Origin of the sequence: Rhizobacter sp. (assembly GCF_046595475.1) — a bacterium.
GTDB lineage: Bacteria > Pseudomonadota > Gammaproteobacteria > Burkholderiales > Burkholderiaceae_C > Rhizobacter.
This window is the reverse complement of the sequence record NZ_JBKJOQ010000090.1, coordinates 23,659-47,125: the sequence shown is the minus strand read 5'-3', so window position 1 is coordinate 47,125 and position 23,467 is coordinate 23,659. Positions and strand designations below refer to the sequence as shown.

24 protein-coding genes are annotated in these 23,467 nt (G+C 66.2%); 11 read left to right on the top strand and 13 right to left on the bottom strand.

All coding sequences use genetic code 11. The features are described 5' to 3' along the window. Positions 1 to 4: 4 nt before the first annotated feature. From AC30QB_RS15785 to AC30QB_RS15770, 4 genes are read right to left on the bottom strand one after another with little or no spacing between them, the layout of a single operon-like run. Positions 5 to 652, bottom strand: a complete 648-nt coding sequence (locus AC30QB_RS15785) for a prepilin-type N-terminal cleavage/methylation domain-containing protein (protein ID WP_489547196.1) — start codon at positions 650 to 652, stop codon at positions 5 to 7. Beyond that, entirely contained in the window at positions 606 to 1,091 is a 486-nt protein-coding gene (locus AC30QB_RS15780; RefSeq protein ID WP_489547195.1) for a prepilin-type N-terminal cleavage/methylation domain-containing protein, read from the bottom strand. The genes AC30QB_RS15785 and AC30QB_RS15780 overlap by 47 nt, the downstream gene beginning before the upstream one ends. 45 nt (positions 1,092 to 1,136) lie before the next feature. Then, positions 1,137 to 1,577, bottom strand: coding sequence for a type II secretion system protein (locus AC30QB_RS15775; protein WP_489547194.1), 441 nt, complete (start codon positions 1,575 to 1,577; stop codon positions 1,137 to 1,139). Positions 1,578 to 1,623: 46 nt separating this feature from the next. Next, positions 1,624 to 2,181, bottom strand: a complete 558-nt coding sequence (locus tag AC30QB_RS15770) for a type II secretion system protein (RefSeq protein WP_489547193.1) — start codon at positions 2,179 to 2,181, stop codon at positions 1,624 to 1,626. A 337-nt stretch (positions 2,182 to 2,518) separates the two neighbouring features. Here AC30QB_RS15770 and AC30QB_RS15765 point away from each other — a divergent pair, with 337 nt between their 5' ends. The 6 genes from AC30QB_RS15765 to AC30QB_RS15740 are packed head-to-tail and all read left to right on the top strand — an operon-like array spanning position 2,519 to position 7,662. Then, a complete protein-coding gene (locus tag AC30QB_RS15765; protein WP_489547192.1) occupies positions 2,519 to 3,094 on the top strand; it encodes a GbsR/MarR family transcriptional regulator in 576 nt (191 codons plus the stop codon). Between the two features lie 57 nt (positions 3,095 to 3,151). Next, the gene (locus AC30QB_RS15760; protein ID WP_489547191.1) at positions 3,152 to 3,625 is read left to right on the top strand and encodes a thiol-disulfide oxidoreductase DCC family protein; all 474 of its coding nucleotides are present in this window, start codon (positions 3,152 to 3,154) and stop codon (positions 3,623 to 3,625) included. A 2-nt stretch (positions 3,626 to 3,627) separates the two neighbouring features. Then, entirely contained in the window at positions 3,628 to 4,584 is a 957-nt protein-coding gene (locus AC30QB_RS15755) for an acyl-CoA desaturase (protein WP_489547190.1), read from the top strand. Beyond that, a complete protein-coding gene (locus tag AC30QB_RS15750; protein ID WP_489547189.1) occupies positions 4,581 to 5,945 on the top strand; it encodes an SDR family oxidoreductase in 1,365 nt (454 codons plus the stop codon). The genes AC30QB_RS15755 and AC30QB_RS15750 overlap by 4 nt, the downstream gene beginning before the upstream one ends. Further along, complete coding sequence (locus AC30QB_RS15745) at positions 5,942 to 6,622, top strand: molybdopterin-dependent oxidoreductase (protein WP_489547188.1); 681 nt, start codon at positions 5,942 to 5,944, stop codon at positions 6,620 to 6,622. The genes AC30QB_RS15750 and AC30QB_RS15745 overlap by 4 nt, the downstream gene beginning before the upstream one ends. Continuing rightward, positions 6,619 to 7,662, top strand: coding sequence for an SRPBCC family protein (locus AC30QB_RS15740; RefSeq protein WP_489547187.1), 1,044 nt, complete (start codon positions 6,619 to 6,621; stop codon positions 7,660 to 7,662). The genes AC30QB_RS15745 and AC30QB_RS15740 overlap by 4 nt, the downstream gene beginning before the upstream one ends. Here AC30QB_RS15740 and AC30QB_RS15735 read toward each other — a convergent pair. Then, positions 7,659 to 9,440, bottom strand: coding sequence for a patatin-like phospholipase family protein (locus AC30QB_RS15735; RefSeq protein WP_489547186.1), 1,782 nt, complete (start codon positions 9,438 to 9,440; stop codon positions 7,659 to 7,661). The genes AC30QB_RS15740 and AC30QB_RS15735 overlap by 4 nt on opposite strands. Positions 9,441 to 9,544: 104 nt before the next feature. Here AC30QB_RS15735 and AC30QB_RS15730 point away from each other — a divergent pair, with 104 nt between their 5' ends. The 3 genes from AC30QB_RS15730 to AC30QB_RS15720 all read left to right on the top strand — a co-directional run bounded on the left by AC30QB_RS15730 (position 9,545) and on the right by AC30QB_RS15720 (position 12,290). Continuing rightward, the gene (locus tag AC30QB_RS15730; RefSeq protein ID WP_489547185.1) at positions 9,545 to 11,020 is read left to right on the top strand and encodes a potassium/proton antiporter; all 1,476 of its coding nucleotides are present in this window, start codon (positions 9,545 to 9,547) and stop codon (positions 11,018 to 11,020) included. Next, positions 11,017 to 11,418, top strand: coding sequence for a YkvA family protein (locus tag AC30QB_RS15725; protein WP_489547184.1), 402 nt, complete (start codon positions 11,017 to 11,019; stop codon positions 11,416 to 11,418). Before AC30QB_RS15730 ends, AC30QB_RS15725 begins: the two co-directional genes overlap by 4 nt. 77 nt (positions 11,419 to 11,495) lie before the next feature. After that, positions 11,496 to 12,290: a MipA/OmpV family protein gene (locus tag AC30QB_RS15720; RefSeq protein WP_489547183.1), complete on the top strand. Its 795-nt coding sequence runs from the start codon at positions 11,496 to 11,498 to the stop codon at positions 12,288 to 12,290. Positions 12,291 to 12,312: 22 nt separating this feature from the next. On the opposite strand, the gene rocF is transcribed toward AC30QB_RS15720, so the two are convergent. From rocF to AC30QB_RS15680, 8 genes are all read right to left on the bottom strand, one after another. Continuing rightward, complete coding sequence (rocF, locus tag AC30QB_RS15715; RefSeq protein ID WP_489547182.1) at positions 12,313 to 13,242, bottom strand: arginase; 930 nt, start codon at positions 13,240 to 13,242, stop codon at positions 12,313 to 12,315. Between the two features lie 3 nt (positions 13,243 to 13,245). Then, positions 13,246 to 14,160, bottom strand: coding sequence for an LOG family protein (locus AC30QB_RS15710; RefSeq protein ID WP_489547181.1), 915 nt, complete (start codon positions 14,158 to 14,160; stop codon positions 13,246 to 13,248). Between the two features lie 10 nt (positions 14,161 to 14,170). Further along, positions 14,171 to 14,926 (bottom strand): HesA/MoeB/ThiF family protein, encoded by a 756-nt coding sequence (locus tag AC30QB_RS15705; RefSeq protein WP_489547180.1) that lies wholly within the window; start codon positions 14,924 to 14,926, stop codon positions 14,171 to 14,173. A 72-nt stretch (positions 14,927 to 14,998) separates the two neighbouring features. Further along, on the bottom strand, positions 14,999 to 16,453 hold the full coding sequence (locus AC30QB_RS15700) for a S41 family peptidase (protein ID WP_489547179.1): 1,455 nt from the start codon (positions 16,451 to 16,453) through the stop codon (positions 14,999 to 15,001). A 124-nt stretch (positions 16,454 to 16,577) separates the two neighbouring features. Further along, positions 16,578 to 19,184: a diguanylate cyclase domain-containing protein gene (locus tag AC30QB_RS15695; RefSeq protein WP_489547178.1), complete on the bottom strand. Its 2,607-nt coding sequence runs from the start codon at positions 19,182 to 19,184 to the stop codon at positions 16,578 to 16,580. Then, positions 19,181 to 19,459: a hypothetical protein gene (locus AC30QB_RS15690; protein ID WP_489547177.1), complete on the bottom strand. Its 279-nt coding sequence runs from the start codon at positions 19,457 to 19,459 to the stop codon at positions 19,181 to 19,183. Before AC30QB_RS15690 ends, AC30QB_RS15695 begins: the two co-directional genes overlap by 4 nt. A 64-nt stretch (positions 19,460 to 19,523) precedes the next feature. Next, positions 19,524 to 21,827 (bottom strand): ATP-dependent DNA helicase, encoded by a 2,304-nt coding sequence (locus AC30QB_RS15685; protein ID WP_489547176.1) that lies wholly within the window; start codon positions 21,825 to 21,827, stop codon positions 19,524 to 19,526. A gap of 85 nt (positions 21,828 to 21,912) precedes the next feature. Then, a complete protein-coding gene (locus AC30QB_RS15680; protein WP_489547175.1) occupies positions 21,913 to 22,104 on the bottom strand; it encodes a hypothetical protein in 192 nt (63 codons plus the stop codon). A 73-nt stretch (positions 22,105 to 22,177) separates the two neighbouring features. Between AC30QB_RS15680 and ccmA the strand changes: the two genes are divergently transcribed. Both ccmA and ccmB read left to right on the top strand, forming a co-directional pair. Continuing rightward, positions 22,178 to 22,801, top strand: a complete 624-nt coding sequence (gene ccmA, locus AC30QB_RS15675) for a cytochrome c biogenesis heme-transporting ATPase CcmA (protein WP_489547174.1) — start codon at positions 22,178 to 22,180, stop codon at positions 22,799 to 22,801. Further along, positions 22,798 to 23,463: a heme exporter protein CcmB gene (gene ccmB, locus AC30QB_RS15670; RefSeq protein WP_489547173.1), complete on the top strand. Its 666-nt coding sequence runs from the start codon at positions 22,798 to 22,800 to the stop codon at positions 23,461 to 23,463. Before ccmA ends, ccmB begins: the two co-directional genes overlap by 4 nt. Positions 23,464 to 23,467: the final 4 nt, after the last annotated feature.

Sequence of the window (23,467 nt, the reverse complement as noted above, 5' to 3'; positions counted from 1 at the left end):
GTTGTCAGCCGGTGCTGTTGGGCGCGTAGCGGAAGCGGTAGCCGGTGAGGGTGATGGTCTCGCCCTTGCCGGTGACCTGCACCACCACGCGCAGCACGGCGTCGTTGGGCAGGCTGAACAAGGCGCCGGCGCGGGTCACGGTGACGCTGGCCGCGTAGGCCGACAGCGCGGCGACTGGCGTGGCGCCGTTGTCCAACCCATAGATGCCGCTGTTCATGGTGTAGCCGTTGTAGTCGGCCACGTTGTCCAGCGGGTCGGTGGGGTTGAAGCGGCCTTCGCTGCCGGGCTGGGGCCCCAGCGCACCGCCACCTTTGTCTTGTGACCCTGCGGTGCCACCAGTACAAGCGGCCGTGCTGGCCGGCGGTGTGGGGGCATCGTTGGCGGGGTCTTGCGGGTCGCAGTAGGTGAAAGCCTGGGCCATCACTTCGTTGAGCATCGACTCGGCGATGGCCACCGCCTGCTTGCGCACCAGCGGGTCGGCACTGTTGCGCACGCTGTTGTTGAACACCATCAGCACACCCGTCACGGCCACGCTGATGATCATGATGGCGATCACGATCTCGACGAGGCTCAGGCCTCGTTGGCGCGCGGCGACGGCGTGGCCGTCAGTGCACCGTGCCGGTTTCGGGTTCGATGGTGATGGGTGTGGCATAGCCAGTCACCGAGATCGTCATGGCCGCAGGCAGCGGCGTCGAGGGTGCAGACAAGGGTCGGCCTTGCCCGTCGAAGATCACATTGGCGGGCGTGCTCACCGGCCCTTTTGCCGGCAGCGCATTGCTGATGTCGCCGAAGGCCAGGCCGTTGCCCGGGTTGGCAATGGTGTTGCCAGCCGAGCAGGCCTGCGATGCACCGCTGGTGCTCGCATAGGTCATGGTCACTTGCGTGGCCGACACCGCGACGCACACGTTGCGCCGCATCGCAACCGACGACTTCTGCGCGTAGCGCAGGGCGCTGCTCACGAAGTCTCGCGTGCCGCGGGCGGCGAGCCCGTCCATGTCCAACAGGCGCGGCACCGCTACGGCACCCAGGATGCCGATCAGGATGATCACGATGACCAGCTCGGCCAGCGTGAAGCCGCGTTGCGTTCGCATGGGGTGTCCCGGCACCGGGTCAGGAGACCCGGTGGCTCGGGGCCATCAACGAGCGCAGAAGACCGTCACGTCTGGCGCAGTGACACCGGTGCCGCGCGGCAGCACAGCGCAGGTCGCCGTGGCGGCTGCGGTGGCGGCGTTGCAGTTGGCATTGGCACCCGGGGTGGTCGATGCCTGGATGCGGAATTCTTCATCCTTGGCGGGGGCGCCGGCCACCAGCGTCACGCCCTGGACGAAGTTGCCCAGCAGGGCGGCCGTGCAGACGTTGGCTTGGTTCAGCACCACGGCACCGACGGTGCCGACTTGGCGGTTGGCGTAGTTGATCGACGAGCCCGACGAGATCGCACCGGCCACGCCCTTGGCGGCGGCGTTGTGTGCTTGTATGGACATGTCACTGAACTTCGGCACGGCCACGGCAGCCAACACGCCGAGGATGATGATGACCACCACCAGTTCGATCAAGGTAAAACCACGTTGCGTTTTCATGAGAATCTCCTAAACAAAGGCAGAGCGAAAGAGTGGATGCAACGGCTCAGCATCCGGTTGTCACGGGGGTTGAAATAGACGCTGCCGTTCTAGCGTCCGAGGCTTGGGTGTAGGTGAAGCTGCATTCGCCGGGCGCTGTGGCGTCGGCGCGGGCGAAGGTGGTCACGCCGCTGGCCACGCTCACGCGGTAGCCATCGGCCTTGAGTTGCGCATCGGTCGGGTTGAAGGCCTTGTCGATGCCGGCCACCGCCACCACGCCGGGCGTGCCCAGCGGGGTCGAGGCGGGGTAGCCGTTGAGCGTGTGCACCAACCCAGCCTGCGTGCATACCGTGCCGGGCCCGGTGAATTGGTTGTCTGCCAGGCCGCCGCCGGTGCAGGCGCGTGTGTCGCGTTGACCACCTTGTGTTTGCAAGCTGGCATGTATCAGTGTGGTCGCCACCGAGACCGAGCCGTGCAGGCCTTTCAGGTTACCGATGCGGGCCGCGCGCTGCAGCTGCACGAAGCGCGGCAGCATCACCGCGACCAAGATGGTCATGATGCTCAGCGCAACGGTCAGCTCAATCAGCGTGAAGCCCTTCATGGTGGTGGCTCTCGGTTCGTACATCGTTGTCATCTTGCGCAGTGGGCTCACAGCTGCTCCGCAGAACAGCAGGTGAAACCACAGCCTTCTTTCCCTGCAGGCAAAGGCAAATGCCCAAGGGGTATGGGCAGATGTATCGGTGTGTTGCTGCCTTACTTGAGAAAGAAGGCGGGGTGACCGTGATGCAGTTGGCGCAGAGGGCTTTGCCATCCCGGCGAAAGCGCACAGCCTCTCAAACGTGGTGCGGCATGGATTCCCGTTTACCGGGATTGACCGGGAGCGTTTCGGTCGCCAGCGCGTTGAGCTTTGTGTTCGCAATTTCTGTATTGACAGAAATATTCGCCAGACCTAGAGTGCAGCCATGGACCTCTCACCCACCCTCTCGCGCTTCGTCCTGCATTGGGGCGAAATGGGCACCCGCTGGGGTGTCAACCGCACCGTGGCGCAGATCCATGCGCTGCTCTACATCACCGGCCGGCCCATGCAGGCCGAAGAGATCACCGACACCCTGGGCGTGGCCCGCTCCAACGTGAGCAACAGCATTCGCGAGCTGCAGGGCTGGAACCTGGTGCGGCTGGTGCACATTGCCGGTGACAGGCGCGACCATTTCGAAACCTCCACCCATGTGTGGGAATTGTTTCGCACCATTGTTCGCGAGCGCCAACGCCGCGAAATTGCGCCCACCATCGACGTGCTGACCGAGCTGCTGGCCGACCCCACCATCAGCCGCGACCCCACCGAAGCCAAGCTGCGCATGCGCGAGACGCTAGAGTTTTTGCAGACGCTCACCGCCTGGAGCGACGAGATGCTGCGGCTGGACACCGACACCCTCGGCAAGGTGCTCAAGCTGGGCGCCAAGGTCAAGAAACTGCTGGGGCGTGATGTTGATGCCGGCCCCGCTTCCGAGATCACGCCTGCACATTTGCTGGGGCCATGAAGTGCGCCTTTTTTTAAGCTGATATTTCTGTTTTGACTGAAATAACTGGAGAGAACCATGAGCACCCTCTACCCGCTGACCTTGCTCTACGACGCGAGCTGCAGCGTGTGCTCGCTGGAAATGGACCACCTGCGCTCGCGCAACGCCGAGGGCATGTTGCGCTTCATCGACATCAGCGCGCCGGGCTTCGACCCCGCGCCTTACGGCGCCACGCTGGCCGAGATGAACGCCGAAATCCATGCGCAGCGCGCCGATGGGCAGGTGATACGCGGCGTGCAGGTGCTGCGCATGGCCTACGAGGCGGCGGGCCTGGGTTGGGTGTTGAAGCCCACCGGCTGGGCGCCGCTGCGAGCGGTGTCCGATGCCGGCTACCGCCTCTTTGCGAGACACCGCCGCCCCATCTCGCGCTTGGCCGCGCCTTTGATCGATGCAGTGCGCGAGCATCGCGCCCGGCGCGTGGCCGAGCGCATGCGCGACTGCCAAGCGGGCACCTGCGATGTATCCACCCATCGCGCTGCCGATAGGGGCTGATCATGCGCAACGGTGTGCCCACCATCGTCGCGCTTCCAGGCTGCAGCGCACTCGAGGGCAAGGTGCGTTGGACGCCAGTCAAGTCGATGTGGTGGTTCATGATGGCGGCGGGCGGCATCGCTGCACCGCTGCTCTACTGGAGCTGGAGCGGGTTGTTGGTATTTCTGGCGGGCAGCGCGGTGACCTTGTGCCTGGGCCATTCGCTGGGCATGCACCGCCGACTCATCCATCGCAGCTACCACTGCCCGCTTTGGATGGAGCGTCTGTTCGTCTACTTGGGTACGCTGGTCGGCATGGCCGGTCCGGTCGGCATGATGCGGACGCACGACATGCGCGACTGGGCACAAAGACAGCCGCGCTGCCACGACTATTTTGCGCACCGCTGCTCGTTCTGGGGCGACGCCTGGTGGCAGCTGCACTGCGAGCTGCAGTTGGATCGCCCGCCGCGTTTCGAGCTGCCCGCCGAAGTGCGTGGCGATCGCATGTTGATGTTCATCGAGCGCCACTGGATGCTGCAGCAACTGCCATGGGTTCTTGCCTTTGCCGCGGTGGGTGGCTTGGGCTGGGTGTTGTGGGGCGTGTGCCTGCGGGTCGCAGTGAGCCTCACCGGCCACTGGGCGATCGGGCACTTTGCGCATCGCCGCGGCCACCGCAGCTGGCATGTGAATGGCGCGGGTGTGCAAGGTCACAACGTGCTGGGGTTCGGCCTCATTACCTTCGGCGAGTGCTGGCACAACAACCACCACGCTTTTCCGGGTTCGGCTCGCTTGGGCCTCTATGCCGGCCAGCCCGACCCGGGCTGGTGGGTGCTCATGGCCTTGTGCCGTTTCGGTTGGGTATGGAACGTGACGGTCCCGGCAGCGCTGCCGCCACGAGTTGAACTTCAGGCGCTGGAAGACGGCGCACATGAGGTGCTGACCCCTGTGCCTCGGCCGTTGTCGAACAGGAGGGTGCTATGAGAGTTCTGGTCTGCGGTGCCACCGGCTGTGTGGGCAAGGCGGTGGTGCATGCGCTGCGCTCGCGCGGGCATGCGGTGATCGAAGGCGCGCGCGGTGCGGTAGACGGGCGGCACGCCATGCCTGTCGACTACATGCAAGCCCGCCCGCCAGCAGAGTGGGCCGACCGGCTGCGCGCAGCGCGCGTCGACGCGGTGGTCAACTGCATCGGCATTCTGATGGCCTCGCGCCAGCAGACGTTCGAGCGCGTCCACACCGAAGGCCCCATCGAGCTCTTTCGCGGCGCGGCGCTGGCAGGTGTGGGCCGCATCGTGCAAGTCTCTGCGCTGGGTGTGCACGGCGATGCCGACACCCTCAGCACGCCCTACCTGCGCAGCAAGCTGCTGGCCGACGACGCGCTCGCCACGCTGCCGCTCGACTGGGCCGTGCTGCGCCCCTCGCTCATCTACGGCCCCGGCAGCCAGAGCGCGGCGTTGTTTGCCACGCTGGCAAGCTTGCCCGTCATTTCGCTGCCCGGCCGCGGCGAGCAGGCGGTGCAGCCGATCCATGTGTACGAGTTGGCCGAGGCCATCGCCTTGCTGGTCGAGCGGCCAGGTGAGCTCAAGGCCATTCACGAGCTGGGCGGCCCGCACAGGCTGAGCTACCGCGCCATGCTCGCCCACTACCGCAGCGCACTCGGCCTGGGCGACGCGCTGTGGCTGCCAATGCCGATGCCGCTGATGCGCACCATGGCGTGGGCGGCCGAGGCACTGCCGCAAAAAGTGTTTTGTCGCGACACCATCCGCATGCTTGAGCGCGGCAGCGTGCCGCTTGCCAACGCCACCCCGATGCTGCTCGGCCGCGTGCCCACACCCATGGCGCAGGGCCTGGCCGTGAGCGCGCCCGAGCCGCTGCTCGACCTGCGGGTTAGCCTGAGCCCTGCGATGGCTATGCTGGCGCGTGCGTCGCTGGCGTTCATGTGGCTTTACACCGCGCTCATCAGCGCATTGCTGCCTCAGCAGTCGGGCGTGCTGCAGCTGCTGGCGCGCTGCGGCTTCGAAGGCCCGGTGGGCGTGGTGGCGCTGGTGTTTTCGTGCGCGCTCAACATCAGCCTGGGTCTCTTGAGCCTGCGCCGCGTCACGCCGTGGTTACAAGCGTTTCAGGTCGCCGCCGTGATCGGCTACACCGTCACCGCTGCCGTCAACATGCCCGAGCTCACGCTCGACCATTGCGGCCCGCTGGTGAAAAACCTGCCTGTGCTGGCGCTCATCCTGCTGCTGTGGTGCGCTGCAGCCGAGCCGGCGGCACAGGCGCGCCGGCATGGCGGGCGCGAGGTGCTGCCCGCGTCAACAATGCGTGCTCGCCACTCTGTACGCCTGTCATGAGCAAGACCCGCTTGCCGCCGGGCCAGCGTGAGCGCGAAGACTTCCCGCGCTTCGGCCTCACGCAGTTTGCAGAGCGCTTTCCGTCGGTGACCGACCGCATCCAGTTGCGCGTAGGCGGCGACGTGCGGTCGCCGCTCACGCTGGAACACGAGTGGGCAGGCTTGCCGCGCACCGAGATGCGTGCCGATTTCCATTGCGTCACCACCTGGACGCGCCGCTCGCTGCTGTGGGGCGGCGTGCGCTTCAGCGACTTCTATCACCAGCTCGTACTGCCGAGGGTCGGGCCAGAGGCCGATGCCGTCTTTGTCGTCTTGCGCGCGCAAGACGGTTACCGCACCAGCCTGCCCCTGGCCGACATGCTGGCCGAGAGCGTGTTGTTGGCCGATCACCTCGACGGCCAGCCGCTGCCCGTGGCGCACGGCGCGCCGCTGCGCCTGGTCGCCCCGGCGCACTACGGCTACAAAAGCATCAAGCATCTCGACCGCATTGAGTTTCGGTGCACCCGCGCAGACGACCGTCCTATCGGCCCGCGCTTCATGGCGCACGACCGCGCGCGCGTCGCCTTCGAAGAACGTGGCCAGGGCGTGCCGGGTTGGTTGCTGCGCTGGCTGTACCGGCCTCTGATCCGGCCTACCGCGGCGCGCTTTGCCCGCGCCTTGAACGAGCAGCGCCCATGAATGAACCTCTCGACGAGCACTACACCCCACCGGCGGCGGCCCTGACCGAACCGCCCAGGCTGCGCGAGCGCGTGCTGCCCTTCCTCGCCCGCTATCCCATCGCCTTTGGTGCCTTGTTCGGCGTGCTGCTGCGCCTGGCGTTCTCGGGCCGACCGGGCGGTGCCTGGTCGGCGATGGCGGGGGCCTTCATCTTCTGTGCGCCGCTGGCCATCGGCGCGGTGACGGTCTATCTCGCCGAGCGACAACGCCGGCGCAGCTGGGGCTACTACTTCTACGCCCCCTTCGTGGCGACCCTGCTCTTCGTCGTGGGCACCTTGATCATCATGATCGAAGGCGTTATCTGCGCCATCGTCATCGTGCCGATGTTTGCGGTGATGGGTGGCATCGGTGGCCTGGTGATGGGGCTGGTGTGCCGCCTGACGCACTGGCCCAGGCAGGTGGCCTGCTGCCTGGGTGTCGTGCCGCTGGTGCTCGCGGCGTTGGGCGAGCAGCTGCCCACGCCGGTGGCGCAACACTCAGTCGAGCGCTCTGCGCTCATTCAGGCGGCGCCCGAGGTGATCTGGCGTCATCTCAATGCCGCCACCCACATCCGCGCCGACGAAGTGGGTGACGCCTGGGCCTTTCGCATCGGTGCGCCCATGCCCGTGTCGGGCGTGACACGGCAGGTGCCCGAAGGTCGCGTGCGGTCCATGACCTGGACACGCAACGTGCATTTCGATGGCCATGTGGCCGATGCCGACTGGCAGCCACCACGACGCGTCCGTTGGGCCTATCGCTTCACGCCCGATTCCTTCCCACCTGGCTCGCTCGATGACCACGTCATGATCGGCGGTCACTACTTCGATCTGCTGGACACCACCTACACGCTGGAGCCGCAAGGCACGGGCACGCTGCTGCACATGCGTGTCAACTACCGCATCTCGACCCAGTTCAACCTGTACGCCAACTGGGTGGCGCAGTGGCTGCTGGGCGACTTCAATGAGGTGATCCTGCGCTTCTACAAGCAACGCAGCGAAGCGCCGCTCGTCTCCGTGAGCTAGGGCGATGGTGGCAGCGAAGGCCGCTTGCCCTCAATGCCCGCGCACACCCTGCGCGCGTCCGTCACTGCCTCGGGGGCCACTTGCTCGGGCAGCAGCAGCGAGCGAATCTGCAGCAGGCACGGGTTGGTGGGCGTGACGATGGCGTCGACGGCCTTGTCGATCAGACCCGCATCGGCCGGTGCCAGCTTGAACGACGTGGGGATCAGGTCGAGCTGACGCTTCAGGCCGGCGTTTTTGGGGTCTAGCGCCACCACATCGTCAAAGCCCACGTGATAGAAGACCAGCCGCTGGGTGAGGTCGAGGTGCTGCGGCTCGTGCGCTTTCAAGGCCTGGCACAGCGTGCTCGGCAGCTCGCGTGACTCGGGTTTGCAATCGCCATCGCTCCAGCGCAGGCGCGCCGAGTCGAACTCGCCCAGCAGCTTGGCGCGGTTGTTTTGCAGCAGCGAGTCGACTGCGTCGCTCAGGTTGGCGTCGAGCAGCAGGCCCACGGTGCCGCGCGGGTCGGGGTTGAGGCGGCTCGCGCCGCGCGGCCGGGTGAAGGCATCGACCAGCAGCACGATGATGCGGTCGTGCGTGAGCCGGCCCTCGGCCTCCATGTGAAACAGCGCGCGCTTGATCGACTTCAGGCCCAGGTTGTCGGAGTTGCCGCCGTCGAACACATGCAGGTACTGCTTGTCGGTGCACTTGAGCTCGCCGTAGCGGTCGTCCTGGCAATAGGTTTGCAAGGCGCTCGCGCGGTGGTCTTGCAGCGTCTGGTTGGGGAAGATCAGCGGGAATGCCGAAGAGGCCATCACCGCGCGCGCCAGCGAGTAGCGGTTGATGTCGGAGTTGATGCGGTCGTGAAAGTCTTGCTCGGTGAAGGTGAACACACTGCCGAAGGCGTACTCGTCGGCGGCGTTGATGCCGGGCGCGTCTTGGTCGGCCGCGGTGGTGGCGTTGATCAGCAGGTAAGGGCGCGTGGGGTTGAGCTGGCCCAGGCTCAGGTCGGCGCCAATCAATCGTGTGCCGTAGAGGTTGTCGGCCAGGGTCTGCGCCATGATGTCGCCGCGGTCGTAGGCGGTGAACCAGTAGCGAACGATGTTGGCCGGCCAGAACCAGTTGCCAAACCAGCGCGTGAGGTAGTTGCGGCTGGTGAGGGCCAGCACCGAGGGGCCGTCCCAGTCACGCAAGTGGCTCAGCGGGGCCTGGCGACACAGGTAGTCGAGCCGGCGCAGCTCGGGCTGCAAGGTGGGCAATTGCTGGGCCAACGCGGCGACCTCATCGGGCTTCAAGGGCGCACTGCAGCGCAGCTCTTGAGCGTGCGTGTCGACTTTGATGCGCGCGGCGAGCGGCGTGCCTGCAATGGCAGTGGGCAGTGCGGCAGCCAGGCTGCTCGACACGAGGTGCGTGTCGCGCGTGGCGGCATACAGGGCTGCCGTGACCGAGCCACCCGACACCGACGACATCACGTCGACTTCGTTCAACAGGTCTACGTCGGGGTACAGCGTTTGCAGCCTCAGCATGGTGGCGGCCGAGAAATACGAGGCGCGCGAGCCGCCGCCCGACAGGGCGAGGAACATCAGCACGCGCGGGTTGCCGCGCTCGCCACCGACCGAGAAGGTGGCACGTGTCGGGCTTGCGGCGATGGGCGCCACCCCTTCGTCCCGCGCTGGCGGAAGTGCCTGGTTGGTGTGAGAGTAGCTGCTGCAGGCCGAGAGTGCGATCAGGCTGCAACCGACGAGCACGGCGGTGACCGACGCGGCCCACCGGGGCATGCAGATTGCAACGGCAGATGTCATGCATATGCTTATAAAACAGCAGGCGCGGTGCTGCACCCCCACCCTTAGGGAGCCAAGGGTGTCGCGGCGTCGTGGCGGGCTCGCTCTGCTACCGTCAGCCGCGTATGCATACCTTCAACCTGTTGCTGCTGGCCGGCGGCCTGCTTGTGTTCGTGAGCCTCGTGGCCGGCGTGATTTCGGCGCGCCTGGGGCTGCCCTTCCTGCTGGTGTTTCTGGTGGCCGGCATGCTGGTCGGTGTGGATGGCCCGGGCGGTGTGCGCTTCGACAACTCGCTGCTGGCGGCCTGGGTCGGCAACCTGGCGCTTGCCGTCATCTTGCTCGAAGGCGGCGTGAGCACGCCCATGAAAACCTTCCGCACCGGCTTGCGACCGGCGCTGATGCTGGCCACGGTGGGGGTGCTGATCACCGCGGCCATCGTGGGGGCAGTGGCCATGCTGGTGATGCAGGTCGATTGGCGCTATGGACTGCTGTTGGGGGCCATCGTCGGCTCAACCGATGCGGCGGCCGTGTTCTCGCTGCTGCGCCAGAGCGGCGTGCAACTCAAGGAGCGGGTGTCGGCCACGCTCGAAATGGAGTCAGGCCTCAACGACCCGATGGCGGTGTTTCTGGTGCTGGCCTTGATCGAGGTGATCAAAGCGCAAGCCGGGCCGGCCGAGGTGCTGCTCTTGCTCGTGCGCCAGGCGGGGTTTGGTGCGGCATGCGGGCTGCTGGGCGGGGCCGGCGTGGCCTGGTTGCTGAGGCGAGTCACCGGCAAGCTCTCGCTCGCGGCGGCGCACAGCGGCTTGCTGTCGATGATCATCGTGTCGGGCGGCGTGGTGGTGTTCGCGGCGGCGGGCCTGGTCGAAGGCTCGGGCTTTCTCGCGGTCTATCTCTTCGGGTTGTATGTGCGGGAGCGGGCCGCCGACGCAGCCCATGCGGCCTCGTCGGCGCTTGATGGTTTTGCCTGGATGGCGCAGGCCGCCATGTTCTTGTTGCTGGGCGTGCTGGTGTCGCCGCACCAATTGCTCGCGGCGTTGTGGCCCACCGTGGCAGTGGCCGCCACGTTAATGCTCGTGGCGCGGCCGTTGGCGGTGTGGCTGTGTCTTTGGCCGCTGCGTTTCAGGTCGAGAGAGAGTTTCTTCATCGGCTGGGTCGGCCTGCGCGGGGCGGTGCCCATCGTGCTGGCCTTGTTCCCCTTGCTCGCACAAATGCCCGACAGCTATCGCTTCTTCAACGTGGCGTTTGCGGTGGTGCTGGCCTCGCTGCTGATGCAAGGCACCACGCTCGCCTGGGCGGCCCGGCGGCTGGGCGTGATCGAGCCACTGCAAGAGCCGGCGCCCGGCCAGGGGCCGGTGGTGGGCCGGCTCACGCTCGATGCCTCACTGCCCTTGGCCGATGTGTTCGAGTTCTTCAAGCTGCCACTGCCCTCGAATGCAGCCCCCACCTTGTGCGACTGGATGACCGGTGTGCTGGCGCGTGGCCACGGTGTGAGAGACGGGCTGGAGTGGCACGGCGCGCACTTTGAGATTCACGCCATGCATGAGGGCCGCATCACGAGCGTGGGCGTGGCCTTGCTGCCGGCCCGCAGGAACGCCCCATGACCTTCAAAGTCGGCAAGCTGGTGCGCGCGGCCAACGCCGCCCGGTTCGTCACCTACCTGATCGCGCTGTGGAAGCTATTTCGGCACCCGCAGACGCGGCGCAGCGCCAAGCTCGTCGCCATAGTGGTGCTGGGCTATGTGCTGAGCCCGATCGACTTGATCCCCGATTTCATTCCCGTGCTCGGCCAGCTTGATGACCTGGTGATCGTGCCGCTGGGCATAGCGCTGGTGACGCGGCTTACGCCCAAGCCACTGTGGGAAGCGTTGATGCGCGAGGCCGAGGTGTCGAAAGACAAGCTGTCGCGCCTGTGGTGGGGGGCGGCGCTGATCGTGGTGGCATGGTTGCTCATGCTGGGCCTCTTTGTCTGGTGGGTGGTGGTGTCGCTGCTGGCGGCGTGAAGTGCGGTTGCTTCACACGTTCTTTACAAGCGCCACCTAGAGTGCAGCGATTCATTTCTTCTTTGCAGGAGCTGCACATGCAGGGTTTCGTGTTCAAGGCCATGGCCGCAGTAGGAATGCTGTGGGCCGCAGCGGCTTCGGCGCAGTCGTTCGACGCGGTGCGCCTGGAGGGCGAGCCCGAAGGCCAGGGCAGTGGGCGCGTCGGCCTGGCGGCGATCGCGGGCCACAAGTACCTGGGCTCCGACGAGCGTCGCTACCTGCTCTTGCCCACCATCGACTACCGCTGGGCCAACGGCTGGTTTGCGGGTGTGGGCAATGGCGTGGGCTACCGCTTTTCGTCAGACCCGCGCTTCCAATACGGCCTGCGCCTGACCCCTGACCTGGGTCGCAAAGAACACCGCTCTGACGCCTTGCGCGGCCTGGGCGACATCCCGACGCGCGCCGAGGCGGGCCTGTTCTTCAACGCCCGTCTGTCGCCCGAGCTGTCGCTCAGCAGCTCGCTGCGCTATGGCGCCGGGCACGAGCGCAAAGGCTTTTTGTTCGACCTGGGCACCCACTACGGCGTGATGGTGGCGCCGCGCTGGCGCCTGGGCGCGAGCCTGTCGGCTACCTACGCCAACCGCGACTACATGCACGACTACTTCGGCATCACGCCAGAGCAAGCCAGCGCCAGCGGTTACGGCGTGTACGAGGCTGGCGCGGGCGTGCGCGATGTGCGCCTGGGCATGTCGCTCACGTACATCATCACCCGCGAGTGGGCCGCCACGCTGGGGGTCAACGCCACCTCGTTGCAGGGCGATGCGAAAGACAGCCCCTTCGTGCGTGAGCGCTCGCCGGTCGGCGGCCTGCTGGCCGTGGGTTACCGGTTCTGAGGCGTGGGCCTGAGCGGCCCGCTCACTTGCGCATCAAGGTGCTCTTGCCGAACAGGCTCTCGATCAGGTCGACGGCCAGCTCGGCGGTGGCGTTGCGCACGTCGAGCGCGGGGTTGAGTTCCATCACGTCGAGCGAGGCCAGGCGGCCGGTGTCGGCAATCATCTCCATGCAGAGTTGAGCCTCACGGTAGGTGGGGCCGCCCATCACGGTGGTGCCTACGCCGGGGGCGATGGGCGGGTCTAGGAAGTCGACGTCGAAGCTCACGTGCAAGTGGGTGTTGGCGCTCATGGTCGCCAGGGCCAACTCCATCGCGTGGCGCATGCCCATTTCGTCGATGTAGCGCATGTCGAAGACTTCGAGGCCCATCTCGTGCACGAAACGCTTCTCGCCTTCGTCGACGCTGCGGATGCCGATCTGGCGTATCCACTTGGGGCTGATGGCCGGCACGTGGCCGCCGATCTCGATCAGCTCTTGCGGGCCGCTGCCGCACAGGCAGGCCACCGGCATGCCGTGGATGTTGCCGCTGGGTGTGAGCACGTTGGTGTTGAAGTCGGCATGCGCGTCGAGCCACAAGATGCGCAGCTTCTTGTTGGTTTCGCGGCAGTGGCGCGCCACCGCACTGATCGAGCCCAGCCCCAGGCAGTGGTCGCCGCCCAGCAGTATGGGCATGCGGTTGAGTGACAGCTCGGCATGCACCGCGTCGTGCACCAGCCGGTTCCAGGCCACCACCTCATCGAGGTGGCGGTAGCCATCGACGGGGGGCAGCCAGGGGTTGGCGGGGCCGCTCAGGTTGCCGCGGTCGGCTACCTCGAGCCCGTGGCCCATGAGCACCGGCACGATGTTGGCCACGCGCAAGGCCTCGGGGCCCATGCTGGAGCCGCGAGTGCCGGCGCCGATGTCGGTGGGCGCGCCGATGATGCTGATGGGTTTGCGCGGAGCGGCGGCGGTCATGGCTCAGTCCTCGGTGTCGAAATTGCCGAGGTCGCCCAACTCGGTGGCCGGCAGGTCGAAGCCGTACTCGGCCTCCAGAATGGCCCAGGCCTCTTCGGCCGATTCAACGAAGCGGAAGAGCTGCAGGTCGAGCGGGCTGATCATGCCGGTCTCGACCAGCAGATCGAAGTTGATGAGTTGAGTCCAGAACTCGCGGCCGAACAGCATGATGGGCCGACGACGGCACTTGCCGGTTTGGATGAGCGTGAGCACTTCGAACATCTCGTCGAGCGTGCCGAAGCCGCCGGGGAAGCAGAGCAGCCCGATGGAGCGCATCAGGAAGTGCATCTTGCGCAAGCCGAAGTAGTGGAACTGGAAGCACAGCTCCGGCGTGATGTAAGGGTTGGGCGCTTGCTCGTGGGGCAACACGATGTTCAGGCCTATGCTTTTGCCACCCACCTCATGTGCGCCGCGGTTGCCAGCTTCCATGATGCCGGGGCCGCCGCCGGTCACCACGTAGATCGGTGTGGTGAGCTGGCGAGACTTTTCAGTGACCAGTGCACCGAAGCGGCGGGCCTCTTCGTAGAAGCGCGACATTTTTACGTGCGTTTGCGCAATGCGCAGGGCGGTTTCGTCGTTGGCGGCTTGGGCATCGGTGAGCAGGCGCTGGGCCACGTCGGGCGGCACGATGCGTGCGCTGCCAAAGATCACGATGGTCGACTCTATGCCCAGCTCGGTTTGCACCAGTTCGGGCTTGAGCAGCTCGAGCTGCATGCGCACGGGGCGCAGCTCGTCGCTCAGCAGAAATTTGGAGTCGAGAAAGGCCAGCTTGTAGGCGCTCTCAGGCCCGTCGTAGAGCGACGGAGTCGGGCCTTGGGCTTCGGCTTCTTTCTTGGCGGGCGGGAAGTTGCGGGCGGTGAGATCGGTACGCTTGTCCATGGCGCGCAGCTTAACGCGGTGGCGAGTGGCACACGCTGCAATTGACGCTGCGCGCAGTGCGTATTTCGGTCCACTCCATGCTGCGCGCATCGAGCATCTGCAAGCGGCCTGCGAGCGACGAGCCCACGCCCGCCAGCAGCTTCAGCGCCTCGGCCGCCTGCATGCTGCCGATGATGCCCACCAGCGGCGCAAACACACCCATGGTGGCGCAGCGAGCCTCTTCGAAATCGGCCTCCGGCGGGAACAGGCAGGCGTAGCAGGGTGCGCTCGGCTGGCGGGTGTCGTAGACCGAGATCTGCGCGTCGAAGCCTATGGCCGCACCCGAGACCAGCGGCTTGCGGTGTTGCACGCAGGCGGCGTTGACGGCATGCCGGGTGGCGAAGTTGTCGCTGCAGTCGATGACCACGTCGGCGCTGGCCACCAAGGTGTCGAGCCGAGCGGCATCGGCTCGCTCTTGAAGCGCGACCACGGTGATCTCGGGGTTCATCTCGGCAATGGCCTGTGCCGCCGAGCTGACCTTGGGCTGGCCGATGCGCGCCATGTCGTGCGCGATCTGCCGCTGCAGGTTGGTGAGGTCGACTGTGTCGTGGTCGACGAGGGTGATGCGGCCCACGCCGGCCGTGCCCAGGTACAGCGCCACCGGCGAGCCCAGGCCACCCGCACCGATCACCAGCGCATGCGAAGCCAGCAAGCGCTGCTGGCCCTCGATGCCCAGCTCGTCGAGCAGGATGTGGCGCGAGTAGCGCAGCAGCTGTTGGTCGTTCATGGGGTGAGCATACAAACACAATGACAAACGCCCGCTGGTTAGGCGGGCGTTTGGGGTTGGGCGCGAAGCCGATCAGTTCGTCGTGGTTTCCGGCTTGCGTTCGACGGCTGTCTTGGAGATCAGCACCGGCTTGCCCTTCAGGCGGTTGATGGCCTGGGCGAGCTGGAAGTCGTCGGCACTGCCGAACTCGGGCAAAGGCTTCGGGGCTGCCGTGGTCTTGGCGGCTTCCATTTCGAGTTTCTTGCGAGCTTCTTCGCGTGCCTTTTCGCGAACCTCGTCTTTCACCTCGGCGCCTTGGCCGCTTTGCAGGTGCTTGTCGAGGTCTGCTTCGCGCATGCGCAGGGCGGCGAACACGTTGCCTTCGGCGGTTTCGTCGAGCATCACGTCGGGCACGATGCCCTTGGCCTGGATGGAGCGCCCGCTCGGCGTGTAGTAGCGTGCGGTGGTGATCTTGATGGCTGCGCTCGGGCAGACATCGATGCGCACGCGCTCGTTCAGGCAAATGGCGCTTTGCACCGAGCCCTTGCCGAAGGTTTGTGCGCCCATGATGATGGCGCGCTGGTGGTCTTGCAGAGCGCCGGCCACGATTTCGCTGGCCGAGGCCGAGCCTTCATTCACCAGCACGATCAACGGTACTTTCTTCACGGCCTCGGGCAGCTTGCGCAGGGGGTCGTTGCCGTCACGGGTGTAGTCGAACGGACGTGCCTTCGACTCAGACTTTGAGGCCTGGCCCTTGATGGAGACGACCAGCGCATCTTTCGGCAAAAAGGCGGCCGAAAGGGCGATGGAGGCTTCAAGTGCACCGCCCGGGTCGTTGCGCAGGTCGAGTACCAGGCCCTTGAGGTTGGGGTCTTGCTTGTAGAGGTCTTCGATCTTCTTGGCGAAGTCTTCTACCGTGCGCTCCTGGAATTGGCTCACGCGCAGCCAGGCATAACCGGGCTCGACCACCTTGGCGCGAACGCTCTGGGTGCGGATTTCTTCGCGCACGATGGTCACCGGGAAGGTGCGGGTCTCGCTCTTGCGATAGAGGGTCAGCTCGACCTTGGTGTTGCGCTCGCCGCGCATGCGCTTGACCGCCTGGTCCATGGTGAGGCCCCTGACGGCGGTGTCGTCGATCTTGGTGATGAGGTCACCGCTCTTGATGCCGGCGCGGAAGGCGGGTGAGCCTTCGATCGGGGTTTGCACCTTGACCAGGCCGTCTTCCATGCCGATCTCGATGCCCACGCCGATGAATTTGCCAGTGATGCCCTCACTGAATTCCTTCACGCCCTTCTTGTCGAAGTACTGTGAATGGGGGTCAAGCCCGTTGACCATGCCGCCGATGGCGTCGGTGATGAGTTTCTTTTCGTCGACCGGGTCGACGTAGGTGTTCTTGATGACGTCGAATACCTTGGCAAGCTGCTGCAGCTCTTCATAGGGCAGCGGGCTGGTGGGGTTGCTGGCCGTGGCCTGCATCTGCATGGTGGCAAGAGCGCCGGCAACGGCACCCAATGTGACCCAGCCAGCAACTTTGAGTTTGGCGCCCATATACGACCTACTTCCTACCTGATACGAAGATTTCACGCGATTCCAGTATAAAACTGCGACCCCACTTGGAGAGGCTAAGCAAGGTTAAGTTTCAAGGCTTTTTCTCGCGCTTGTAAGGCGTCGTTTACCCTGCCGACTGATGTGAAGGACTTGGCAGGGCGTCGTCGGCCATCTCGAAACGGCCTCGCCCAGCCCGCTTGGCCTGGTACAGCGCCGCATCGGCTCGCTGCATCAGCGCCTGAACCGAATCTTGCCCGTTGGCCGTGAGGGCCACGCCCACGCTGCTGCCGATGTGCACTGTTTTGTCGTCGATCTGGAACGGTTCACCCAGCCGGTTCACGATCTTGCGTGCCACGGCCTGCGCCGCGGCGGGGTCTTTTACGTCGTGCAGCACCACCGCAAACTCGTCGCCACCCACGCGGGCGAGCACGTCTGACGGCCGAAGCAAGCGCTGCAGGCGTCTCGCCACCGCGGTGAGCACCGCGTCGCCAGCCGCATGGCCATGCGCGTCGTTGACGGGTTTGAAGCCGTCGAGGTCCAGGCACAACAGCGCCAGCACGTGCTTCTCGCGCTGGGCGCGGTCTAGCGCTTCTTGCATGCGCAAGTCAAAGCCGGCGCGGTTGAGCACGCCCGTGAGCGCGTCGGTTTGCGAGGCGTCGAGCAGCTTCAGCTGCTCCAGGCGGTGCGTCGTGATGTCTTGCGAGAGCGCGACGAAGCCCGCCACCTTGCCGTCGGTGCCCACAAACGGGATGTAGGTCGTTTCGAAGAACTGCATGCCCTCACGCCCGTTGCGTTCTGTTTCGAACATCACCCGCTCGCCGGCGAGCGCGGTCTTGATGTGGGGGAGCCGTATCGCGTACTCGGCCTCGCTGATCACCTCGCGCGCATGCTGGCCCGTCGGCCCATCGTGCAGGCGGCCCACCGAGCGGTCGAAGGCGTCATTGGTGAAGAGGTAGCGCTGCTGGTCGTCTACGACAGCCACCAGCACGGGGAGGGTGGCGGCCACCACGTTGAGTATCGATTGGCTGCGCTGCAACTCGTCACGGGCCTGCTGCTCCTGCGTGATGTCGCGCATCACGGCCGAGAAAGCTTCAATCTGCCCCTCGTCGTCGCGGTGGACGATGAGCATTTCGCTCATCGCGATCTCGCGCTTCTGGCTGTCGAGCACCGAGGTCTCGCCCACCCACACGTCGTTGCCCAGCGCCGCAGGGATGATGACGTCGCGAACCTGGGCGGCCCGGCCTGGCGGCGTGAAGTCTTCGAAGTGAAGCTGGTCGAGCGGGTCGTGTGGCCCCAGGTCCAGGCGGGCGCGTCCGGCCGGGTTGAGGTACACCATGTGCCCGTCGGGCGAAATTTGCGCCACCACGTCGGTGCTCTTCTCGAAGATGGCGGTGAGCATGCGCTGGGCTTTTTGCTGCTGGATGCGGTCGGTGATGTCTTCCATCGAGCCCACCTGCCCGACCAGTTTGCCGTCAACGCGCAGAGCGGCAGTGCGCACCGACATCACCACCTCTCGCCCGTCGGTGGCGCGGCGAATGCGCAGTGTGTTCTTGAGTGGGCGGCCCTCGGCCACAGCCTTGCACCACACCTCTTTCAGTTCGGGCTGGCGGCTGGCGTCGACCCCTTCGATCCAGCCCCAGGCCATGCGCTCGCGCGCGAAGCCCATCTTCTGGAAGTAGGCGTCGTTGGCGTAGGTCACCTGGCCCGTCATGTCGGTGCGAAAGAAGCCCAGCGGAAAGGCGTCGCTCAGGGCCAGGATCTCGGCCTGGCTGCGGCGGCTCGCGCGCTGGCTGCGCGCCAGCGCCACCGAGAACGCGAAGGCGCACAGCGAGATCAGGCTCAACGCGATGATGAGAATGCGACGCCTGGAATTGAAGGTGGCCATGGCGTCGTTGACCCCCTGTGACACCAGCACCGTCACCGGGTAGTTGCCGAGGCGCTCGTAGCTGACCACGCGGCCGGGTTGCCCGTCGGTGAGCGAGCCGTCATAGGCAAAGAAGCCCTGGGACGCACTTGCGGGCATCAGTGGGGTGGGCCCGCTTTGCCGCAGGTTGCGGCCGATCAGCTTGTCGATGACGGGCGTGCGCACGATCAGCGTGGCATCTGAGCGGGTGAGGGTGATGGCCCCGGCGGGCTTGTCGCGCAGGCTCTCGTGCAGGGTGCTCAGGCGGGCCAGGTCGATCCACGCGACCACGCCCGCCACGTCGCCGGTGGGCCGGGTGAGCCGGCGCGAGACCGGCCAGCGCCACGGCTGCCCTACGGCGTTGCGCAGGGGCGCGCCAATGTGCGTGCTGCCCAGCAGTGGCCAGATGACGGCCGGCATGTCGGCGTGCCAGTCTTGCGCCTGGGGTGTGGCGATGGCATGCCCGGTGTGAGATGCAAAGCCCAGGCTGACGAGACCGTTCGTTCCAGCATCCAGCTGCGAGATCAGCTCGGCCAGCGCCATGTCTTGCCGCGGGTCGTTCTGTGGGTGCGACTGCACCCAGTGGTCCAGCACCTGCAGCTCGCCCTCCACACGCTGAAGCAGCCCGCGCGTTTGCTGCACCACCGCGTTGTTGATGAGCCGCAGCTGCTGTTGGGCGTCGTTGGCAATGCGCTCTTGCTGGACAGCCGACGACACCAGCACCAGCGCCCACATCAGGGCCACCAAACCCAGCACCACGATGAAAGGCCCGAACGCCTGCAGGCGCTGGCGCAGCCAGCCTTCCGGGGCAGGCGAGAGAAAGCTCACTTCTTCTGCGGGCGTTTGGCCGGCGGCGCAGGCGCCTTGTGCGGAGTGACAGCCTCGGGTGGGTGGGTGCCGCCGGCCAGCAGGCCCGGCGTGGCAATGCACTTCATGGTCTTGGGTGCCAGGGCGTAGGTGCTGGTGCCCGCGACACTCTGCTCCAGTGCTGCCGAAATGATGGCCGACTTGGCCGTTTCACACGCCAGCCCCGAGTTGAAGCTGGCCACCAGATAGGGGTTCATGCCGTAGGCGGTGACCACGAAAGCGAAAAGCGAGACCACAGAGATCCTTCCAGGGGGAGTGGGCTGCACGATGTACGCCCCACCATAACGGATGTGCAAACAGTTACATGGTGGAGTTGAGGGGTGCTTCGGTGCTTGTTGTCGACATGCGCCACCAGAGCGGCAGCAGCCGGCGCACCTTGGCCTGGGCAAAACGGTCGTCGATGAGGCACACCACGCCGCGGTCGTCTGGGGTGCGTATCACCCGGCCCGCGGCTTGCACTACCTTTTGGATGCCGGGGTAGAGGTAGGCGTAGTCGTAGGCGCAGCCCTCGCCGAAGCGCTCGCCCAGGCGCTGCTTCATCTGCTCGTTCACCGGGTTGAGTTGGGGCAGGCCCAGCGTGGCGATGAAGGCGCCTATGAGTCGCCGCCCCGGCAGGTCTATGCCTTCGGCAAACGAGCCGCCCAGCACGGCGAAGCCTATGCCCTCGCTGCTGGCCGTGAAGCGCGCCAGAAACTGCTCGCGCTCGGCTTCGCCCATGCGGCGCGACTGCTCCCACACTGGCACACGCGGTGCATGCTCGCGAAACAGCGCGACCGCCTTCTGCAGGTAGTCGTAGCTGCTGAAGAAGGCGAGGTAGTTGCCGGGTTGTTCACCGTACTGGCGCGCCATCAGCTCGGCAATGGGCGCGAGCGAAGCGTCGCGGTGCTGGTAGCGAGTGGAGATGTGATCGACCAGCCGCACCTTCAGCTGCTCTGGCGTGAAGGGCGTGGGCACGTCGATCCAGAGCGTGTCGTCGGGCAGGCCCAGGGTGTCGGCGTAGAAGCGCTGCGGGCTCAGCGTGGCCGAGAACAGCGCCACCGAGCGGGCGGCTTCCAGGCGCGGCTTCAGGTGCGGCGCCGGCACCACGTTGCGCAGGCACAGCGTGGTGCTGTGCCCGTTGAGGGTCACGTCGAACAGCGAATGGCCATCGAACAGCTCCAGCACGCGAGAGAAATGCAATGCATCGAAGTAGAAGGCTTGCAGCGCGCCGTCGACGGCCGTGGGGTGCTCGGCCAGGTAGTCGGTGATCGCGCTGGTGGCCGTCTGCAGGGCACTGCTGAAGGCTTCGGGCACCGCCGCATGCACCTGGTAGAGCTCGGTCTGCGATTTGTGCAAGGCGTTCCAGGCGCGGTTGAGCCTGGCCAGTGGCGACTTGAGCGCCGCCGGCGCCGTCTTGCGCAGGGCCTTGAAACTCAGCGAGTCGAGCTCGGCCGAATACATCTTGCGGGCGCGCTCCACCAGGTTGTGCGCTTCGTCGACCAGCACACTCACGCGCCACTGATGGGCTTGCGTGAGGCTGTGCAGCATCGCGCTGATGTCGAAGTAGTAGTTGTAGTCGCCCACGATCACGTCGCACCAGCGCGCCAGCTCTTGGCTCAGGTAGTAGGGGCAAACCTGGTGCGCCAGCGCCACCTCGCGCAGCGTGGCCTTGGCTAGCAGGGGCACGTGCAGCGCAGCCTCGCGTGCGGCGGGCAGCCGGTCGTAAAAGCCTTGGGCCAGCGGGCACGAGTCGCCGTGGCAGGCCTTGTCGGGGTGCTCGCAGGCCTTGTCGCGCGCCACCAGCTCCAGCACGCGCAGCGTGCGTTGACCGGCCTCGCGCAGCGTGCCTTGCCCGGCCTGTATGCGCTCGGCGGCGTCGAGTGCCAGCTGGCGGCCCGAGCCCTTGGCGGTGAGGAAAAACACCTTGTCGAGCGCCTGCGCCGGCGCGGCCTTCAGCAGCGGGAACAGCGTGCCCACTGTCTTGCCGATGCCGGTGGGTGCTTGGGCCATCAGGCAGCGGCCGTGCTGGGCCGATTTGTAGACGGCTTCGGCCAGCTCGCGCTGACCGGTGCGAAACGATTCATGCGGAAAGCGCAGCGCCGCCAAGGCCGTGTCGCGCTGCGCTCGGTGCGCCAGCTCTTGCTCGGCCCATTGCAGAAAGCGCTCGCACTGCAGCTCGAAGTGGGCTTGCAGCTCGGTGGCGGTGTGCGTCTCGCACAGCACCGTTTCGTGCTGGTTGCCGATGTCGAAGTAGACGAGTGCAATCTGCATCTCGGCGAGTGCGAGCTTCTGGCACAACAGCCAGCCGTAGACCTTGGCTTGCGCCCAGTGCAGCGCGCGGTGGTTGGCGGGCTGGCGGGCCAGGTCGCCGCGAAAGGTCTTGACCTCTTCCAGCCGGTTTTGCGTGGCGTCATAGCCGTCGGCCCGGCCGCGCACTCGCAGGTGTTTGTGCTCGCCTTCGAGGCTCAGCTCCGACTCGTAGTGAGCGCCTTTGCGGCGCGCGGCCACCACGGCGTGGCCTATTTGGCCGTCTTGCGCCGAGGGCGAGGGCGTGAAGCGCAGGTCGAGGTCACCCACCTTCGCTGTGAACTCGCACAGCGCGCGGACTGCGACGGTGTATTGCATGCTCAGAATCCACCGCTCGGGCTGAGGTATCGAAGCCTTGCGCGGGCCTTCGAACCCTCAGGCTGAACGGATGCTCGTTCGCTCGTCAATCCGCTGGGTTTGCCGCAGTCTGCGCACGCAGCTTGTCGACCACGCTTTGCGACTTCTCAAGCTCAAGGTAGACGGAAGCGAACAAGGTGCCCACGTCGCTCAGCTTGGAGCGCGAAACGCCGGGCGAGGGGTTGGTGATGAGGGCGGCTGTGATGGCACCGGCAGCCGAAAGCAGGTCTTTGTTCATGGGGGTCTCGGGGAGTGTGGGTCATGGTACTGCGCTGACAGACAATGCGGGGCTTCGTAGCCCCTCGCGTACTGTGTTGAACACCACGTTGCCTTCACTCGCTGCCGTCGATCTGGCCTGCCGCCGTGGCGACCGCATCTTGTTCAAGGGCTTGCAATTCGAGGTGAAGGCAGGCCAAGTGGTGTGGCTGCGTGGGGCCAACGGCCGCGGCAAGACGAGCCTGCTGCGTTTGCTGGCTGGGCTGTCAACGCCCGAAGCGGGCCACGTGGCCTGGGGTGGCGCGCCGCAGCAGCTCGTGTACATCGCCCACGCCAACGCGCTGAAAGAAGACCTCACGGTGCTGGAGTCGCTGCGCTTCCTGGCGCGGCTGCATGGCCGCAGCGACAGCGTCGCAGCGCTGGTCGACGCGCTGCAACTGTTCGGCATGGCCAGCCGCCGCGCCGAGCCGGTGCGCACCTTGTCGCAGGGCCAGCGCCGCCGCGTGGCTTTGTCGCGGCTCGCGCTCGACACACAGCCTTCGGTGTGGATCCTCGACGAGCCCTTCGATGCGCTCGACACAGAAGGCATCGCCAGGCTCAACGCGCTGCTCACCGAGCACGCGCGGCGCGGCGGCAGCGTGGTGCTCACCAGCCATCAAGCCTTGACGCTCGATCAGCCCGAGCCGGTGGTTGTGCAGCTGGACGAGGTGGCGGCATGAGTGCATTCACCGCCGTGCTGTCTCGCGACTTGCGCCTGGCCGCGCGCCGCCGCATCGAGGCCCTGCTGCCCATTGCTTTCTTTACCGTCGCCGTGAGCCTCTTCCCGCTCGGCGTGAGCCCCGAGCCCGCCATGCTGCGGCAGATCGCCCCCGGCGTGGTCTGGGTGTGCGCGCTGCTCGCGGCGATGTTGTCGGTGACCCAGCTCTACGCCGCCGACCACGCCGACGGCTCGCTGGAGCAGATGCTGCTCTGCGGTGAATCGGCCGTCACCATCGCCGCGGCCAAGGCGCTCGCGCACTGGCTGCTCACCGGCCTGCCGCTGATCGTCGCTGCACCGTTGTTCGGCCTGATGTTCGGCATGCACGGCGAGGCCATCGCGGCGCTCACCTTCGGCCTGCTGCTGGGCACGCCTATCCTGAGCCTGCTCGGTGGCGTGGGCGCCGCGCTCACGCTGGGCCTGCGCAGCGCGGGCGTGCTGCTCATCTTGCTGATCTTGCCGCTGTGCATACCGGCGCTGATTTTCGGCACCGGCGCGGTGGGCGCGGTCGAGTCGGGCATCTCGGCGCAGGGCCACTATTCTTTGCTGGGCGCACTGCTCATCGTGACGACCCTACTTGCGCCCTGGGCCACGGCCGCGGCACTGCGCATCTCGACTGAATGAGGGA

Bases quoted from the DNA above. Each gene is read 5' to 3' on its own strand.
- AC30QB_RS15785 (WP_489547196.1), bottom strand. From the start codon at position 652: ATGCCACACCCATCACCATCGAACCCGAAACCGGCACGGTGCACTGAC.
- AC30QB_RS15780 (WP_489547195.1), bottom strand. From the start codon at position 1,091: ATGCGAACGCAACGCGGCTTCACGCTGGCCGAGCTGGTCATCGTGATC.
- AC30QB_RS15775 (WP_489547194.1), bottom strand. From the start codon at position 1,577: ATGAAAACGCAACGTGGTTTTACCTTGATCGAACTGGTGGTGGTCATC.
- AC30QB_RS15770 (WP_489547193.1), bottom strand. From the start codon at position 2,181: ATGTACGAACCGAGAGCCACCACCATGAAGGGCTTCACGCTGATTGAG.
- AC30QB_RS15765 (WP_489547192.1), top strand. From the start codon at position 2,519: ATGGACCTCTCACCCACCCTCTCGCGCTTCGTCCTGCATTGGGGCGAA.
- AC30QB_RS15760 (WP_489547191.1), top strand. From the start codon at position 3,152: ATGAGCACCCTCTACCCGCTGACCTTGCTCTACGACGCGAGCTGCAGC.
- AC30QB_RS15755 (WP_489547190.1), top strand. From the start codon at position 3,628: ATGCGCAACGGTGTGCCCACCATCGTCGCGCTTCCAGGCTGCAGCGCA.
- AC30QB_RS15750 (WP_489547189.1), top strand. From the start codon at position 4,581: ATGAGAGTTCTGGTCTGCGGTGCCACCGGCTGTGTGGGCAAGGCGGTG.
- AC30QB_RS15745 (WP_489547188.1), top strand. From the start codon at position 5,942: ATGAGCAAGACCCGCTTGCCGCCGGGCCAGCGTGAGCGCGAAGACTTC.
- AC30QB_RS15740 (WP_489547187.1), top strand. From the start codon at position 6,619: ATGAATGAACCTCTCGACGAGCACTACACCCCACCGGCGGCGGCCCTG.
- AC30QB_RS15735 (WP_489547186.1), bottom strand. From the start codon at position 9,440: ATGACATCTGCCGTTGCAATCTGCATGCCCCGGTGGGCCGCGTCGGTC.
- AC30QB_RS15730 (WP_489547185.1), top strand. From the start codon at position 9,545: ATGCATACCTTCAACCTGTTGCTGCTGGCCGGCGGCCTGCTTGTGTTC.
- AC30QB_RS15725 (WP_489547184.1), top strand. From the start codon at position 11,017: ATGACCTTCAAAGTCGGCAAGCTGGTGCGCGCGGCCAACGCCGCCCGG.
- AC30QB_RS15720 (WP_489547183.1), top strand. From the start codon at position 11,496: ATGCAGGGTTTCGTGTTCAAGGCCATGGCCGCAGTAGGAATGCTGTGG.
- rocF (WP_489547182.1), bottom strand. From the start codon at position 13,242: ATGACCGCCGCCGCTCCGCGCAAACCCATCAGCATCATCGGCGCGCCC.
- AC30QB_RS15710 (WP_489547181.1), bottom strand. From the start codon at position 14,160: ATGGACAAGCGTACCGATCTCACCGCCCGCAACTTCCCGCCCGCCAAG.
- AC30QB_RS15705 (WP_489547180.1), bottom strand. From the start codon at position 14,926: ATGAACGACCAACAGCTGCTGCGCTACTCGCGCCACATCCTGCTCGAC.
- AC30QB_RS15700 (WP_489547179.1), bottom strand. From the start codon at position 16,453: ATGGGCGCCAAACTCAAAGTTGCTGGCTGGGTCACATTGGGTGCCGTT.
- AC30QB_RS15685 (WP_489547176.1), bottom strand. From the start codon at position 21,827: ATGCAATACACCGTCGCAGTCCGCGCGCTGTGCGAGTTCACAGCGAAG.
- AC30QB_RS15680 (WP_489547175.1), bottom strand. From the start codon at position 22,104: ATGAACAAAGACCTGCTTTCGGCTGCCGGTGCCATCACAGCCGCCCTC.
- ccmB (WP_489547173.1), top strand. From the start codon at position 22,798: ATGAGTGCATTCACCGCCGTGCTGTCTCGCGACTTGCGCCTGGCCGCG.